Genomic DNA, 15945 nt, shown 5'->3' on the forward strand with positions numbered 1-15945 from the left:
ACAAAGGCTCGCTCCCACAGGGTCTGTGCAAACCTGACTTAATGCACCTCCTCCAGATCATCATGCAGCAACCCGAAGATCTCGCGCTTCATCTCGATGAACGAGCGCTCCATGACCATGTCCAGGTTGCGTGGACGTTCAATCGGCACATCCAGAATCTGCTTGATCCTCCCAGGCCTTGCGCCCATCACATACACCCGGTCACCCAGCAGGATCGCTTCGTCGATGTCGTGGGTCACGAACAACACGGTCTTCTTGCTGTTGCCCCAGACCCGCAGCAACAACTGCTGCATTTGCAGGCGCGTCTGGCTGTCGAGGGCACCGAAGGGTTCGTCCATCAGCAGGATCTGCGGGTCATTGGCCAGCGCCCGGGCAATGGCGACACGCTGCATCATCCCGCCAGACAACTGCTTGGCGTAGTTGTCGGCAAAGCCGCTCAGGCCCACTTCATTGACGTAGTAGTCGACGATGTCCTTGCGTTGCGCCGCCGGCATGCCCCGCCGCTTGAGACCGAACTCGACGTTCTGGCGCACCGTCAGCCACGGGAACAGCGTGTAGCTCTGGAACACCATGCCGCGATCCGCACCGGGCCCTTCCACCTGTTGGCCGCCGACGTAAATCTCGCCTGAGGTCGGTTCGGCCAGGCCAGCGGTGAGGTACATCAGGCTCGACTTGCCGCAGCCCGAAGGCCCCACCAGCACAGCGAATTGCTGGTCCGGCACCTCGAACGACACCTCCTGTAACGCGGTAAAGGTTCCGCCATCGGGTTTCCTGTAGCTCAGGCTGACCTTGTCCACTTGCAGCCGTGGCACGTTCACCGGGGCGGTCTGAGGGGCGACAAAACGATGAGTGGCGGCGGTTACTGAGCCCATGCGGTGATCCTCAGGCGTAGGAAACGGAACAGTTGATCGGTGACCAGGCCCAACAGACCGATGATCGCGATGGCGAGGAAAATCACGTCCACCTGAAAGCCACGCATGGCCTTGAGGCTCAGGTAACCCAAGCCACTGGAAGCGGCGACCAGTTCAGCCACCACCAGGTAAGTCCAGGCCCAGCCCATGGTCACGCGCAGGGTGTCGAGCACTCCTGGCAAGGACGCCGGAGCGATCACATGCAGCACCGCATCGCGACGGTTCGAACCGAGGGTATAGGAGGCGTTGATCAGGTCCTTGGAGATGCCCTTGGACACGTCCGCGATCATCACCAGTTGCTGGAAGAACACGCCGAAAATGATCACCGACACCCGCTGCTCCAGACCGATGCCGATCCACAGGATGAACAGCGGCACGAACGAGGTTACCGGCAGGTAGCGAATGAAATTCACCAACGGCTCAAGGAAGGCCTGGACGATGCGGAAGCTGCCCATCAGCAAACCCAGCGGCACCGCCACCAGGGACGACACAATGAACCCGACCATCACCACTTCGACGCTGGCCCACACGTGCTGGCCGAGGGTGCCGTCGCGGCTCAGGCGTACGGCGGCCTCGACCACCGCGCCGGGCGTGGGCAGGAACATGCCCGGCACCACGCCGCCGTAGGACAACCCGGCCCACAGGCCGACCAACAGCACCCAGGCCAACCCGCTCGCGCTCCAGATCACCGAGACCGGCAAACCGGTCTTGGGCGTGATGCAGCGGCTCAGCCATGAATTGCGCTTGAACATGCAGCCTCCTAGAGCGGGGTAACGAAACGGTTGTCGATCAGGTCGTCATTGCTGACGTTGTAGGGTTTGCCTTGCAGCTCGCTGGCGGTCTCGTTGGCCAGTTTGATCAGCGGTGCGCTGTCACCCGGTTTGCCCGGCGCGCCCAGCAGTTTTTCGCTCATGGCCTGGTCGTAGAAACGCACGCCCTTGGCGGCCGCTTCGAGCTCCTTCGGATCGGCCAGATAACCACCAACGCCCTTGGCCATGATCTTGTAGGCTTCCTGCGGATGATCCTTGGTGTACTGCACGGCTTTGTACAAACCGGCCACCAGTGCCTTGACGTCCTCCGGCTGTTTTTCGATGACGGTGCAGTTTAGTGCGACCACGTCGACGATCACCCCCGGTGTGCTGCTGCTGTCGACCAACACCTTGCCCTGCTGCTTGTCGCGCACCATCGACAGGTGCGGCTCCCAGGTCACGGCAGCGGGTACGCGACCGGCGATGAACGCAGTGGCGGCATCGTCGGCCGTCATGTTCTGCACGGTGATGTCACTCATTTTCATGCCGTTCTTTTTCAGCAGATACGACAACCAGAACTGCGAGGTCGAACCTTCGTTCACCGCCACGGCCTGGCCTTTGAGCTCTTGCAGGCTCTTGACGTCCTTGCCCACCAGCACACCATCGCCACCATGGCTGTCGTCCAGCGCGGCCACGGCCTTGAAGCAGAACTGCGGACGGTACTTGAGCACCTCGTCGATGGTCGACGCCGATCCGGACAACTCGCCGGAAGCTTGTGCGGCCATGTACATCGCCGCTTCCTCGACCACCGGCAACTCGACGGTCAAACCGTTTTCCTTGAAGTAGCCCAGGTCCTGGGCCAGGTACAGGGTGCCGTAGCCGACCCAGGTGGTATGACCGATGGACAGGGTGCCGGCCTGGGCGCTGGTGGCGACCGTCGCGGCGATGGCGGTGACCGCCAGTGGATGGGCAACGCACGTAAGCAAGGACTTGATCATGGAGCACTCCCAAAGCTGTTGATTTAGTTTTGTCATGGGCAGTACGGCGAGCCCTGAATCGGCTGCAACCTGTGGTCTCTGATGGACCCTTCGGTGGGCAGCATTCGGCGGGCTGGCGAGATCGATGGTGGCCCAAGGGCGGGCTTAGGAAAATGAGGAAATATGTGGATGCGAACGATGAAAAAACTCGTTAGTGCGCACTGCCAAAGGGCGCTGTGGGCGGGGATGCCCGAGGTGGGTGCAGGACTTGGAGAATGTGTTGAATGGACAATAGCCATCGCGGGCAAGCCCGCTCCCACAGGGTTTGTGTCGGCCGCATTATCTGGGCATTACACATAACCTGTGGGAGCGGGCTTGCCCGCGATCAAGGTCCGAAGGACCTTCCGGCCATATCAAATCCGGCCGTATTCCTGCGCCGTACGATCCACCGCCTTCAAGGTCTTGGCGATCAGTTCGTCAATCTCCTCACGACTGGCAATCAGAGCCGGCGCCATGATCATCCGCCCCAGTGTGGAACGAATGATCACGCCCTCTTCAAAACCAATCGTACGGCAGCGCCACGCAATGTCGTTCTCGTTGGAAAAACGCTTGCGGCTGGTTTTGTCTTCGGCCAGTTGCAGCGCCGCGACCATGCCCGTGCCCTGGATATCGCCCACCAGCGGGTGCTTGCCGAACACTTCGCGCAGGCACTGTTGCAGGTACGGGCCGATGTCATCCTTGACCCGCGTCACCACGCCTTCATCGCGCAGGGCCTTGAGGTTGGCAATCGCCACCGCCGCCGCCACCGGGTGCCCGGAATAGGTCAGGCCGTGGGCAAACACGCCGCCCTGCTCCACCAGCACCGAGGCCATTTTCTTCGACAGGATCAAGCCCCCCATGGGGATGTAGCCCGAGGTCAGGCCCTTGGCGATGGACAGGGTGTCCGGCTCGAAACCGAAGTACTCGTGGGCGAACCATTCGCCGGTACGACCGAAGCCACCGATCACTTCATCGGCGCACAGCAGCACATCGTACTGGCGGCAGATGCGCTGGATTTCCGGCCAGTAGCTTTCTGGCGGGAAGATCATGCCGCCGGCACCCTGGAACGGTTCGGCGATGAAGCCTGCAACCTTGTCCGCGCCCAGCTCGAGAATCTTCGCTTCCAGTTGCTGTGCCGCGCGCAGGCCGAATTCAGCCGGCGTCAGGTTGCCCTCGTGAGCGAAGAAGTACGGCTCGTCGATGTGCTCGATGTGCGGAATCATGCCGCCCATTTCGTGCATGAATTTCATGCCACCGAGCGCCGTCGCGGCCAGGGTCGAACCGTGGTAACCGTTCCAGCGGCCGATCATGATTTTCTTCTCGGGCTTGCCGAGCACCTGCCAGTAACGACGCACCGTGCGGATCAGCACCTCGTTGGCTTCAGAGCCGGAGTTGGTGTAGATCGCGTGGCTGTAGTGACCCGGCAGCAGGCTGAACAACAGTTCGGACAGCTCGATCACCTGCGGGTGGGTGGTGTGGAAAAACATGTTGTAGTACGGCAGCTGTTCCAGCTGCTGGCTCGCCGCGGCCGCCAGGTCCTTACGCCCGTAACCGAGGTTGGTGCACCACAACCCGGACATGCCGTCGAGGTAACGTCGGCCATCGTTGTCCCACAGGTGCAGGCGCTCGCCACGGACCATCACCCGTGGCCCCTCGTCATTGAGGGCTTTCTGATCGACGAACGCATGGATGTGGTGCGCAGCGTCGGCGGCCTGGTAGTCGCGGGTTTCACGTGGTGTGGTCATCGCCGTTTCTCCGTTTTGTTATCAGCGCAATTGAAACCAGGTGGTCTTCAACTGGGTGTATTTATCGAATGAATGCAGGGACAGGTCGCGGCCGAAACCCGACTGCTTGCCGCCGCCAAAAGGCACGGTCACGTCCAGTGCATCGACGCTGTTGACCGACACCGTGCCCGCTCGCAACTGTCGCGCCACACGGTGGGCGTGGTTGAGGTCGTCTGTCCACAGCGAGGCCGCCAGGCCGTAGACGCTGTCGTTGGCCAATTGCAAGGCGTGGGCCTCGTCGTCGAACGCCGTGACGGCCAGTACCGGGCCGAACACTTCATCGCGAAACAGCGGCATGTCAGGCGTCACGCCGGTGAAAATCGTCGGCTGAATGAAGTTGTCGCTGCCATTGAAGATCGACTGCCGACCACCGCAGACTTTTGTCGCACCCTGCAGTTCGGCCTGCTGGATGAACTTCATAATGCGTGCAGTCTGACGGCTGTCGACGATGGCCCCGGCGGCGCTCGACGGATCCAGCGGATCTCCCGGCTGCCAGCGTTCGGCCTGGGCCTTGAGGCGTTCGACGAACTCGTCATGAATCGAGCGCTGCACCAGCAATCGCGAGTTGGCCGAGCAGACTTCGCCCTGATTGAAGAAGATGCCGAATGCGGCTTTCTCGGCCGCCAGGTCCAGATCCTGACAATCGGCGAACACCAGGTTGGCGCTCTTGCCGCCGCACTCCAGCCACACCTGCTTGAGGTTCGACTGGGCCGAGTACTGCATGAAATATTTGCCGACTTCAGTGGAGCCGGTGAACACCAGGCAATCAACGTCCGGGTGCAGGCCCAGGGCCTTGCCGGTCTGCTCGCCGAGGCCCGGCAGCACATTGAGTACACCGGGAGGAATACCCGCTTCCAGCGCCAGCTCAGCCAGACGCAAGGCCGAAAACGGCGACTGCTCGGCCGGTTTGAGAATCACCGAATTGCCCGAAGCCAGGGCCGGGGCGAGTTTCCACGCGGCCATGTCCAGGGGGAAATTCCACGGCACCACGGCCGCCACCACGCCAAGGGCTTCGCGGGTGATGGTCGCCAGCACGTTCTGTGCACTCGGCGCGACCTGATCGTAGAGTTTGTCGAGGCTCTCGGCGTACCAGCGGAACACTCCCGCGGCGCCCGGCACATCGATGTTGTAGGCATCCGCAACGGGCTTGCCCATGTTCAGCGAGTCGAGCAGCGCCAGTTCTTCGCGGTGGTCGAGGATCAAATCGGCCAGGCGCAACAGCACTTGCTTGCGTTCGGTCGGTGAGCGCGCAGCCCAGGTGCCCGCCTCGAAGACCTGCCGCGCATTGCGCACCGCTGCGTTCACGTCGTCTTCGCCGCAGGCGGCAACGTTGGCCAGGCACTGGCCGGTGGCGGGGTTGATCGCGGCGAAAGTCTGTCCCGACTGCGCCGCACGGCGCTGCCCGTCGATCACGGCCTGGTCGGGAAACCGCAGGGAAGCGGCCTTGCGTTGCCAATACTCAAGCTCGAACACGTTCAGATGCTCCAGAGGACATTCTTGTGTATTGGATAGTCGCTCAGGCTCAAGCGGTGGAAAACCAGTAAAAATGTGTTCGCAGGCCAAGAAAAAACTACGTAGCCAATCTCCCTTCTGGCGCAGCATGTGGTTATTGTTCAACCACAACAAATCGCTGCCCGAGCGGATAGGGGTGGTGCGCAAATTGCCTGGATGCCTGATTCGTTCTCCCCCGAGGTTTGCTGTGGCTGCCTACAATCTGCGTCAACTGAAATACTTCATCACCACCGTCGAGTGCGGCAGCGTCGCCGAGGCCTCGCGCAAGCTGTACATCGCCCAGCCTTCGATCTCCACGGCCATCAAAGGGCTGGAAGACAGTTTCGGCGTGCAACTGCTGATCCGCCATCACGCCCAGGGCGTGTCGCTGACCCCCAGCGGTGCACGCTTTTACCGCAAGGCCCAGGAACTGCTGCGCATGGCCAGGGAGTTCGAGCAGAACGCCTTGGCCGACAACGATGTGGTGTCCGGGCAGATCGATATCGGCTGTTTCGAAACCGTCGCGCCGCTGTACCTGCCGCAATTGATCGCCGGGTTTTCGGCGTTGTACCCGGGGGTGGAAATCCGCATCCGTGACGGCGAGCAGCAAGAGCTGGTGCAAGGCCTGACCTCCGGGGCCTTCGATCTGGCGATCCTCTACGAGCACGACCTCGACGGCACCATCGAGACCGAACCGCTGATGCCAGCGCAACGGCCTTACGCATTGCTACCGGCGGATCACCGCTTCGCCCAGCAGGCGCAAGTGTCGCTGCGGGACCTGTGCCTGGAGCCGATGATTCTTCTGGACGTGCAGCCGAGCCGGACCTACTTCGTCAGCCTGTTCGATGAGCTGGGACTGACCCCACGCATCGCCTTCAGCTCGCCATCGATCGAGATGGTGCGCGGCATGGTCGGACAAGGCTTTGGTTTCTCGATCCTGGTGACCAAGCCGCATTCGGAGTGCACCTACGACGGACAGAAAGTGGTGTGCGTGGACATCGCCGAAGACGTCACCGGTTCAGGACTGGTGGCGGCGTGGCTCAAACGCGGGCAACTGACCAAACCGGCGCAGTTGTTTGCTGACTATTGCCGCGAGCAGCTGACCGCCAAATCCGAGAGATCACAGTAACTTCTGTGGCGAGGGAGCTTGCTCCCGTTGGGTCGCGCAGCGGCCCCAAAAAACAGGCCTGCTACGCAGTCCAGCGGGAGCAAGCTCCCTCGCCACAGGTTGGGTGTTGCCTTGGCGGTTATTTACGCGGTTTGATCCGCGCAGTCGCCTCCGCCACCAGCGGATCATCCGGCCAGTAATGCTTCGGATACCGCCCCTTCAAATCTTTCTTCACCTCGGCGTAGGTGCTGCGCCAGAAGTTGGCCAGGTCCTGCGTCACCTGCACCGGCCGCCGCGCCGGAGACAGCAGATGCAGTTTCACTACCTGCCGCCCCCCCGCAATGCGCGGGGTTTCGGCCAGGCCGAACAGTTCCTGCAAACGCACCGCCAGAATCGGCGGCTGTTCGCTGTAGTCCAAGCGAATAGAGGAGCCCGACGGCACGCTCAAATGATGCGGCGCCAGTTCGTCCAGCCGCTGCGGCAGCGGCCAAGGCAGCAAGTTGTGGACAATGCTCGACAGGTCCAGATTGGCGAAGTGACTGAGCCGGGAAACCTTGCCCAGATATGGCATCAGCCAATGTTCCAGGCTTTTTAGCAATGCTGCGTCACTGACATCCGGCCACTCGCTCTCGCCCTTGCCGGCGAGGTCCAGTTGCCGCAACAACGCGACCCGCGCCTGCCACTGACGCAGCTCCGGCGTCCACGGCAACAGCTCCAGCCCTTTGCGCCGTACCAGATTCACCAGCGCCTGGCTGCGTGCGCTTTCGTCGAGGCCGGTGAGCGGTTCACGACTGAGGATCAACTCGCCAACCTTGCGTTGGCGCTCGGCCCGAAGTACGCCTTCACGTTCATCCCAATCCAGTTGATCGACGCAGCGCACCTGCTCGGACAGTACCGAATCGAACAACGCCGGATCGAAGTCCGTCGCCAGATAGATCCGCTCCTCACGCTGGCCCTGACGACTGCCCAGATCGGCGATCACCAGCCACGGCTGCTTCATCAGGCTGTCCGCCTCAGCGAACAATGCTGCGCGACCGTTGGCCAGGCGATACTCCGCACCACCGGCACGGCGTTGTTGGGCGACCCGGTCGGGATAGGCCAGCGCCAGCAACGCACCCAACCAGCGCGGATGCTCGGGATCGCTGACTGGTTCCGACGCTTGACCCCGCAGATAACCACGGTACTGCCGCGCCAATTGCCGTGCGCGCTGCACGCCCCCCTGAGCACCGCGTGCGGCGCGTTCTTCGCCAGACAGCAGCACCAATCGGCTGTGCAAGTCCGCCCCGCCGCCGCGCAGGATATCGCGCTCGCCGAGCAGCGCCGCGACGTCGCAGGCCATGTCCGCCAGCCCCAGAGCCTGGCCGCGCAACAGCAAATGCGCGATGCGCGGATGCGCTGGCAGTTCGGCCATGGCCTGACCGTGACGGGTCAGCGCATCGCCCTCCAGTGCGCCCAAGCGTTCAAGCAAGTCCTGAGCCTGCGCATAAGCCGCTGCGGGTGGAACGTCGAGCCACACCAGTTGACCTGGTGTCACGCCCCAGCGCCCCAGTTGCAAGGCCAGCCCGGCGAGGTCCGCCGAAAGGATTTCCGCGGTGCCATAGGCCGCCAGCTGCTCGTGCTGGTCCTGGGACCACAAGCGATAACACACGCCGGGTTCCAGGCGCCCGGCCCGGCCCGCCCGCTGAGTGGCACTGGCCTTGGAAATGCGCTGGGTGTCGAGGCGGGTCATGCCGCTGCCGGGATCGAAACGCGGCACCCTCGCCAGCCCGGCATCGATCACCACTCGTACGCCGTTGATGGTCAGGCTGGTCTCGGCGATGTTGGTGGCCAGTACCACTTTACGTTTGCCTGCCGGTGCCGGATCGATTGCCGCCCGTTGCGCCGCCAGGTCCAGTTCACCGTGCAACGGACACAACAGAACCTGTGGGTTATCGCCCAGCGCATCGGCCAGTTGCTGATGCACTCGCCGGATTTCCGCCTGCCCCGGCAGGAACACCAGCACACTGCCGGTCTCGTCGTTCAAGGCTTCAAGGATGGTCTGCACCAGACGCGGCTCGATGAATTCACCGGCCTGGAACGGCCGCCCCCAACGCATCGCCACCGGGAACATGCGCCCTTCGCTGCGCAGGATCGGCGCGTCGTCCAGCAACCCGGCCAGGCGCTCGCCTTCCAGGGTCGCGGACATCAGCAGGATTTTCAGCGGTTGGTCATCACGAAACAGTTCCCGGCCATTGAGACTCAGGGCCAGAGCCAGATCGGCATCGAGACTACGCTCGTGAAACTCATCGAAGATCAGCAGCCCCACGCCTTCCAGCGCCGGGTCGTCCTGCAGGCGCCGGGTGAGGATGCCTTCCGTGACCACTTCGATACGGGTGTTGGGGCCGACCTTGCTGTCGAGTCGAATGCGATAGCCCACGGTTTCGCCGACCTTCTCCCCCAGCTCACTGGCCAGCCGCTCCGCCGCCGCCCGCGCGGCCAACCGGCGGGGTTCGAGCATCAGGATGGTCTGCCCGGCCAGCCACGGCTCGTTGAGCAAGGCCAAAGGCACGCGGGTGGTCTTACCGGCGCCGGGCGGTGCTTCGAGCACGGCTTCGTGACGTGTAGCGAGGGCTTCACGCAGGGCGGGTAAAACTTCATCGATTGGCAAAGAAATCATGCTGGCTCCAAAACAGAGGGCCGAGTATAACGGCGAACTGCAAGGCGTTCGTCAGGGTCTTAATTCATATCGACGACGTTTCGTTTCGAGATTACCCAGGAGATTTCAAATGCGTGCTCCCTTTCGCCTGATTGGCGGTGTTCTGGTCGCAACCTTGCTGACTCAAGTGACCGCCTGCGGTTCGATCTTCTACCCCGATCGCCGTGGCCAGATCGAAGGCAAGATCGACCCGGCCATTGCCGCGCTCGACGCCGTGGGCCTGCTGTTCTACATCATTCCCGGCCTGATCGCATTTGCCGTGGACTTCGCCACCGGCGCGATTTATTTCGAGCCGGGCAAGACCGCCCAGGTCGACCCGCAAAAACTCAAGGACGCCATCGGCCCCGACGGCAAGGTCGATAACCGCAAGTTGCAGACTATTCTGGAAAGCGAACTGGGCCGCAGCTTCCCGCTGGACGATCCACGCCTGATCCAGAGCAAAGGCAGCGCCCAACAACTGGCAATGTTCGGCCTGCAACCAGCCGCGTAATCCCTGCGCGCGAAAGGACTCTTCAAGGAACAATGGCCACTATGACCTCCAGCTCCGAACACGCCCGCCTGCTGCGGCTGGCGACCCGTGCCTCGGTGGCGGTGGCGTGCACCCTGATCGTCGCCAAAGCCATTGCCTGGTGGCTGAGCGGCTCGGTGAGCATGCTCGCCGGGCTCACCGACTCGGCACTCGACGGCGTCACGTCGTTGCTCAACCTGCTGGCGGTGCATTACGCCCTGCGCCCCGCCGACGATGATCATCGCTACGGGCACGGCAAGGCCGAGTCATTGGCGGGCATGGCCCAGGCGCTGTTCATTGGTGGCAGTGCGGTGCTGATCGCATTACAGGCCTACGATCGGCTGAAACACCCCGAACCGGTCGGCGCGCCGTGGATCAGTATCGGGGTGATTGTGTTCTCGCTCGCCCTGACCCTGGCCTTGTTGATGCTGCAACATCGGGTGATCAAGGCCACGGGCTCCAATGCCGTGCGTGCCGACTCGCTGCATTACCGTTCGGACCTGTTGCTCAACGGCAGCATTCTGCTGGCGCTGGTACTGGCCGGGTTTGGCTGGGATCAGGTCGACGCCTGGTTTGGTCTGGGCATCGCCGCTTATATCTTTTGGAGCGCGGTGCAGATCGCCCGGGAGAGTTTTGCGGTGTTGATGGATGAAGAACTGCCACCGGATGTCAGCCAGCACATGCTGGAATTGGCGTGCAGCGTGCCCGGTGTGTTGGGTGCGCATGACTTGCGTACGCGGATCTCCGGCAACCAGTGGTTTGTGCAGTTGCATCTGGAGTTGCCGGGGGAACTGACGCTGTCAGTCGCCCACGGCATCAGCGATCAGGCGGCCGCGGCCATTCACAGCGCCTACCCGCGCGCCGAAGTGCTGGTGCACGCCGACCCGAGGGAAGTGGTGAACGCTGCCAGGGCTCAGTAATTCACCTGATAACCGCGACTGCTCAGGCAGTTGCCCTGAGCCTGTCGGTAGGCTTGCACCACCGACGGATCTGGCTGGTAGGTGGCAGTTCGTGGATCGAAACCACTCTGCTGCACCGCGTATTGATAACACTCGTAGCCATCCCGGCTGACCTGCTCTGGCGACTGACCGTTGGCCGGATAGGCCTCCACGTCATAACCATTGCTGGCGGCTGGTGGTTGCGATTGGCCAACCGGCGGCTCGACCACCTCGTAATCCTGAGTGCTTTCCTGGTAGGCGTAGTACGAACCGGCTGCGAGGAAAAACAACGTTCCGGCGATCCATACCTGCTGGGCATAATCGGGCAGGTAGCGAACGCGAATCCCGCGCGGTGGTTCTACCACCTCATAGCGCGGGCCGAGCGGGCGATACCAGTAACCGGCGGAATAGTAATAATCCATGCCACGGTAAGGCACGCGGTAATTACGCTCAGGGAAGCGGTCGATCACCTGGCCAGGGCGATACCTCGGCCCGGGTCCCCAGCCGTTACCGCGCCCGTCAGGGTGACCCTGCCAGTTACTGTAATTGGTCGGTGCACCCATGTAGCCGCCCCAGTGCTGGTTGTAATCGTTGCGATGCGGCTGGTCCTGGTAGTAACCACGCTGCGGCTGCTGGGTCTGGCGCACGGTGTCGGGGCGCGGCTGGATCGGAAAGTCATTGGCCGGCAACTGCGGCGGCGGCGGCGGCGAGCGAACCGGGCTGTTGAAATCCGGTGCCGGACGGTTCTGCCACTGGCCATTGTTCTGATGTTGATTCTGGCCGCTGTGCTCGAACTGGCGATTGTCGTTGTTCTGCGCACGCGGCTGGTTCTGCGGCTGGCCGTTTTGCGGGTGCGGCTGGTTGTTGCCACCATGGCCCTGATTACCACCCTGATGCCCTTCCTGGTCGTGCTGCCCGCCATCACGGCCATGGTTTTGCGGCTCATCGGCCATCGTTTGCGCGGTGACACTGACACACAGCAAACCAACACCGGCCAAACGCCAGATGCGCGCTTTCATGCTTTTCCTCACTGCGGGTTAGGGCCTGTACATAAGACTGGGAAAGCACGGGCCGGTTCTGCTACAGGTTATCAGTCACGCAACTTATTTATTGAGGGCTGAGCGTCAATTCACGGCAGTAAATTGCGCAAGAAAAAGGGGAGACCCGTCGGCCTCCCCTTGGAGAACTTCGTCCTGGCTCGACGCTTTTGACGTCGGCTCACCTCACGCCGTCTTCTGGACAGTGTGTAGCTCGGGGGCCGGCACGTCCCCGGTGGGGGTGGCGACCGCGGCGGGCCTGATTGGGCGAGCCGCACTGGACTGTTTGTCCGAGCAGTGATTCTGGTGATAAGAATAGGCCTGGAGCGCCGGCAGAGGATTGCGAAGATTGCTGAATTAAACATCACTTGCGCAATTTTTAGCCTCAGATACATAATCCTCCGCAATAGTTACGACAAAGGACCGTTTGATGAGCAAGCTCGACCGTTACGACCTGAGTATTTTGGCGGAATTGCAGCGCGACGCACGCATCTCCAATCAGGAGCTGGCCGAGCGCATCGGCCTGTCGCCTTCACCGTGCTCGCGGCGGGTCAAGCAACTGGAAGACGACGGCTACATTTCCCGTCAGGTCGCCCTGCTCGACCGCAAAATGCTCGGTCTGAGCCTGACGGCCTATGTACTGATCGGCATGGACCGTCACACGCCGGAGCGTTTCGAAAACTTCGAAGCGGCCATCCGCACCTTGCCCCAAGTGCTCGAATGCAGCCTGGTGACCGGGATGGATGCCGACTATCAACTCAAGGTCGTGGTGCCGGACATGGATCACTACCAGAAACTGCTGCTGGGGCATCTGACCCGGATCGAAGGGGTGACCAGCGTGCGGTCGAGTTTTGTGCTGAATCAGGTGTTGAATAGCACCGAACTGCCTTTGACTCATCTGCGCAGCTGAGGACGCCTTCGCGAGCAAGCTCGCTCCCACAAAGTTTTGTGTTGACCGCAGTATCGTGATCCATACAAAACCTGTAGGAGCGAGCCTGCTCGCGATGGGGCCGGCACAGGCGACGAATGACTGCGACACACCGACGCAGGTCAATACTGCACGAAGCCCGTGCGGCGTATACTCGCCGCGCCCTTTTAGCCCCGCCTGCGCTGGAGATGTCCGATGGATCCTGCAGTATTCGAAGAGTGGATGATGACCGGACTGGTCACGATCCTGATCATTTTCATGGGTTTCATCGTCTGGGATCTGGCGAAGAAGTCAAGGCCGGGCGCTTTGGCTCTTTCATCCTGTTCTTCGTGCTCGGCCTGGGTGTTGCTGCATTCGTGATCAAAAGTGTGGTCATCGGCCTGATCGAATCCGGCACGTTATAAGCGCGCCGGCACTTCTTTCCATTGCCCCTGATCGAGCCCTTCGATCGTCCAGTCACCGATTCTGACCCGTACCAGGCGCAGCGTCGGTAAACCGACCGCAGCCGTCATGCGCCGCACCTGCCGGTTGCGCCCTTCGCGAATCACCAACTCCAGCCAACTGGTCGGCACGCTTTTACGAAAGCGCACCGGCGGATTGCGCGGCCACAGCTCGGGCTCGTCCAGTTGTCGCGCCTCGGCGGGCAAGGTCATGCCGTCGTTCAATTCGACCCCGTCACGCAAGCGCTGCAATTGCTCGACGCTCGGCTCGCCCTCGACCTGCACCCAATAGGTCTTGGCCAGTTTGTGTTTCGGGTCGGCGATCCGTGCCTGAAGCTGACCGTCGTTGGTCAGCAGCAACAAGCCTTCGCTGTCGCGGTCCAGCCGTCCGGCCGGATAGATGCCCGGTACATCGATGTAATCCTTGAGGGTCGCGCGCCCTTCGCCGTCACTGAACTGCGTCAGCACATCGAACGGTTTGTTGAACAGGATCAGTTTCGGCTCGGCCGGTGGTGCCTTGGCGACACGGCGCTGGGCTGATGGGGATGGTTTCGCGCCAGGGCGGCGGGAAGGTGGACGAGATGGACGCGACATGGGCAAAACAACATCTAACGGTCAGGGCTGCTAATGCTAGTAGCCCGACCGTTAAATGACCATCGACAAATCAGCGGAACGGCGGCTCGTCGAAGCTGCGCAGTTTGCGCGAGTGCAGTGAGTTGAGTTCGGTACGCAACAGATCCACCGCCTCGATACCGATCTTCAAGTGCTGGCTGACCGCGCGTTCATAGAAGGCGTTCGCCGAGCCCGGCAACTTGATTTCGCTGTGCAGCGGTTTGTCCGATACGCACAGCAACGTGCCGTACGGCACCCGCAAACGATAACCCTGGGCGGCGATGGTGCCGCTTTCCATGTCCACCGCCACGGCGCGGGACAGGTTGATCAGCGGCCGTTCCTGTGCCCAGCGCAGCTCCCAGTTACGGTCGTCGTAGGTCAGTACGGTGCCGGTGCGCAGGCGCTTTTTCAGTTCGTCGCCCTTCTCGCCGGTGATGTTGGCCGCCGCTTGCTGAAGCGCCAACTGCACTTCGGCCAAGGCGGGGATCGGAATGTTCGGCGGCACCACCCGGTCGAGAATCCCGTCACGGCGCATGTAAGCGTGGGCCAGCACATAGTCGCCGATGGTTTGTGACTGACGCAGGCCACCGCAGTGACCGATCATCAGCCAGCAATGCGGGCGCAGAACGGCGAGGTGGTCGGTGATGTTCTTGGCGTTGGACGGGCCGACACCGATGTTGACCAGGGTCACACCGTGGCCGTCGCTGGCGATCAGGTGATAGGCCGGCATCTGATAGCGGTGCCAGACCACACCGGCGGCAATCGCCGAGGCCTCGCCGTGATCCATGCTCTTTTCGATGATCACGTTACCCGGCAGCACCATGCGCACGAAGCGCGGGTCTTTGCGCAGCTGTTCCAGACCATGGACGATGAACTGGTCGACATAGCGGTGATAGTTGGTCAGCAGAATCCACGGCTGCACATGCCGCCAGTCACTGCCGGTGTAATGCACCAGTCGGCGCAGGGAGAAATCCACCCGTGCGGCATCGAACAGGGCCAGTGGCAGCGGATCGGTGTTTTCCCAATCGTACAAACCGTCGGCAATGCCATCGGTCGCGGCCGACAGGTCGGTACTCGGGAACACCCGCGCCAGCACGGCAGCGGTGACGCCGGAACCCGCCAGCTCATCGCCCTGCTCGACCACATACGGATACGGGATGTTCTGCTCGCTGACCCCGACTTCCACGGTCACGGTGAAGTCGTGCATCAGCGGAACCAGCTGTTCCAGCAGGTATTTACGGAATGCCGATGGATGGGTGACGGTGACGCTGTAGGTGCCTGGCAACTGGACCTTGGCATAGGCACGGGTGGTCTGCGGGACCTCGCCCTGGCAAAGGTAGGTCAGGCGCAGTTCGGGATAACGGAACAACGCCCGCTGCTCGGCGTCCGGCTCTACACGGTCCTTGAGGTAACGCTTGAGCGCCTGACTCAGCGCGGTGGTTGCACGATTGTGCAAGAGTGCAAGCCGATCCACGGCTTGCTCGGCGGTTTGAACGACAATAAAAGCTTCGGTCACGATCAGCATCCTGTGTTCTGACTTGCAGACCTTCATCTTGCCTGCATCGTCGCTTCACGGGAACAGTGGCATGTTGGCGATGTGCATAGAGAACATCTGTGGGAGCGGGCTTGCTCGCGAAAGCGGTCTTTCAGCCACATCAATGTTGAATGTGAAACCGCATTCGCGAGCAAGCCCGCTCCCACATGGGGCCAAGTGGTGATCACGCAATC

The 15945-nt window shown here is 61.9% G+C and carries 13 protein-coding genes and 1 pseudogene; 5 read left to right on the forward strand and 9 right to left on the reverse strand.

Going from position 1 to position 15945, the window contains the following annotated elements; all coding sequences use genetic code 11:
* Positions 1–38: 38 nt before the first annotated feature.
* The 5 genes from RS887_RS07770 to RS887_RS07790 all read right to left on the reverse strand — a co-directional run bounded on the left by RS887_RS07770 (position 39) and on the right by RS887_RS07790 (position 5933).
* The gene (locus tag RS887_RS07770; RefSeq protein WP_322614952.1) at positions 39–872 is read right to left on the reverse strand and encodes an ABC transporter ATP-binding protein; all 834 of its coding nucleotides are present in this window, start codon (positions 870–872) and stop codon (positions 39–41) included.
* Positions 860–1663 carry an ABC transporter permease gene (locus RS887_RS07775; protein WP_111288247.1) on the reverse strand — a complete coding sequence of 268 codons (804 nt, stop codon included), beginning with the start codon at positions 1661–1663 and terminating at the stop codon, positions 860–862. The genes RS887_RS07770 and RS887_RS07775 overlap by 13 nt, the downstream gene beginning before the upstream one ends.
* 8 nt (positions 1664–1671) lie before the next feature.
* Positions 1672–2658, reverse strand: coding sequence for an ABC transporter substrate-binding protein (locus RS887_RS07780; protein ID WP_322614953.1), 987 nt, complete (start codon positions 2656–2658; stop codon positions 1672–1674).
* 392 nt (positions 2659–3050) lie between these two features.
* Positions 3051–4421 (reverse strand): aspartate aminotransferase family protein, encoded by a 1371-nt coding sequence (locus RS887_RS07785; protein ID WP_322614954.1) that lies wholly within the window; start codon positions 4419–4421, stop codon positions 3051–3053.
* A gap of 21 nt (positions 4422–4442) precedes the next feature.
* Positions 4443–5933 (reverse strand): aldehyde dehydrogenase, encoded by a 1491-nt coding sequence (locus tag RS887_RS07790; protein WP_322614955.1) that lies wholly within the window; start codon positions 5931–5933, stop codon positions 4443–4445.
* A gap of 226 nt (positions 5934–6159) precedes the next feature.
* Between RS887_RS07790 and RS887_RS07795 the strand changes: the two genes are divergently transcribed.
* Complete coding sequence (locus tag RS887_RS07795) at positions 6160–7080, forward strand: LysR family transcriptional regulator (RefSeq protein WP_277532026.1); 921 nt, start codon at positions 6160–6162, stop codon at positions 7078–7080.
* A 118-nt stretch (positions 7081–7198) separates the two neighbouring features.
* Here RS887_RS07795 and hrpB read toward each other — a convergent pair whose 3' ends face one another.
* Positions 7199–9715, reverse strand: a complete 2517-nt coding sequence (gene hrpB, locus RS887_RS07800; RefSeq protein ID WP_322614956.1) for an ATP-dependent helicase HrpB — start codon at positions 9713–9715, stop codon at positions 7199–7201.
* A gap of 109 nt (positions 9716–9824) precedes the next feature.
* Between hrpB and RS887_RS07805 the strand changes: the two genes are divergently transcribed.
* A complete protein-coding gene (locus RS887_RS07805) occupies positions 9825–10244 on the forward strand; it encodes a hypothetical protein (RefSeq protein ID WP_008022979.1) in 420 nt (139 codons plus the stop codon).
* Positions 10245–10285: 41 nt separating this feature from the next.
* Positions 10286–11182, forward strand: coding sequence for a cation diffusion facilitator family transporter (locus tag RS887_RS07810; protein ID WP_322614957.1), 897 nt, complete (start codon positions 10286–10288; stop codon positions 11180–11182).
* Here the strand turns inward: RS887_RS07810 and RS887_RS07815 are convergent.
* Complete coding sequence (locus RS887_RS07815; RefSeq protein WP_322614958.1) at positions 11176–12219, reverse strand: DUF6515 family protein; 1044 nt, start codon at positions 12217–12219, stop codon at positions 11176–11178. The genes RS887_RS07810 and RS887_RS07815 overlap by 7 nt on opposite strands.
* A 448-nt stretch (positions 12220–12667) precedes the next feature.
* Between RS887_RS07815 and RS887_RS07820 the strand changes: the two genes are divergently transcribed.
* Together RS887_RS07820 and RS887_RS07825 are read left to right on the forward strand one after the other, a co-directional pair.
* Positions 12668–13147 carry an Lrp/AsnC family transcriptional regulator gene (locus RS887_RS07820; protein ID WP_007937367.1) on the forward strand — a complete coding sequence of 160 codons (480 nt, stop codon included), beginning with the start codon at positions 12668–12670 and terminating at the stop codon, positions 13145–13147.
* A gap of 213 nt (positions 13148–13360) precedes the next feature.
* A pseudogene (locus tag RS887_RS07825) lies at positions 13361–13569 on the forward strand (DUF2788 domain-containing protein).
* On the opposite strand, the gene RS887_RS07830 reads toward RS887_RS07825, so the two are convergent.
* Together RS887_RS07830 and amn are read right to left on the reverse strand one after the other, a co-directional pair.
* Entirely contained in the window at positions 13564–14199 is a 636-nt protein-coding gene (locus RS887_RS07830) for a pseudouridine synthase (protein WP_322614959.1), read from the reverse strand. The pseudogene RS887_RS07825 and the gene RS887_RS07830 sit on opposite strands and share 6 nt — an antisense overlap.
* A 70-nt stretch (positions 14200–14269) precedes the next feature.
* A complete protein-coding gene (gene amn / locus RS887_RS07835) occupies positions 14270–15769 on the reverse strand; it encodes an AMP nucleosidase (RefSeq protein WP_322614960.1) in 1500 nt (499 codons plus the stop codon).
* Between the last annotated feature and the right edge of the window lie 176 nt (positions 15770–15945).

It is taken from the genome of Pseudomonas sp. BIC9C, assembly GCF_034541995.1.
GTDB lineage: Bacteria > Pseudomonadota > Gammaproteobacteria > Pseudomonadales > Pseudomonadaceae > Aquipseudomonas > Aquipseudomonas fluorescens_CC.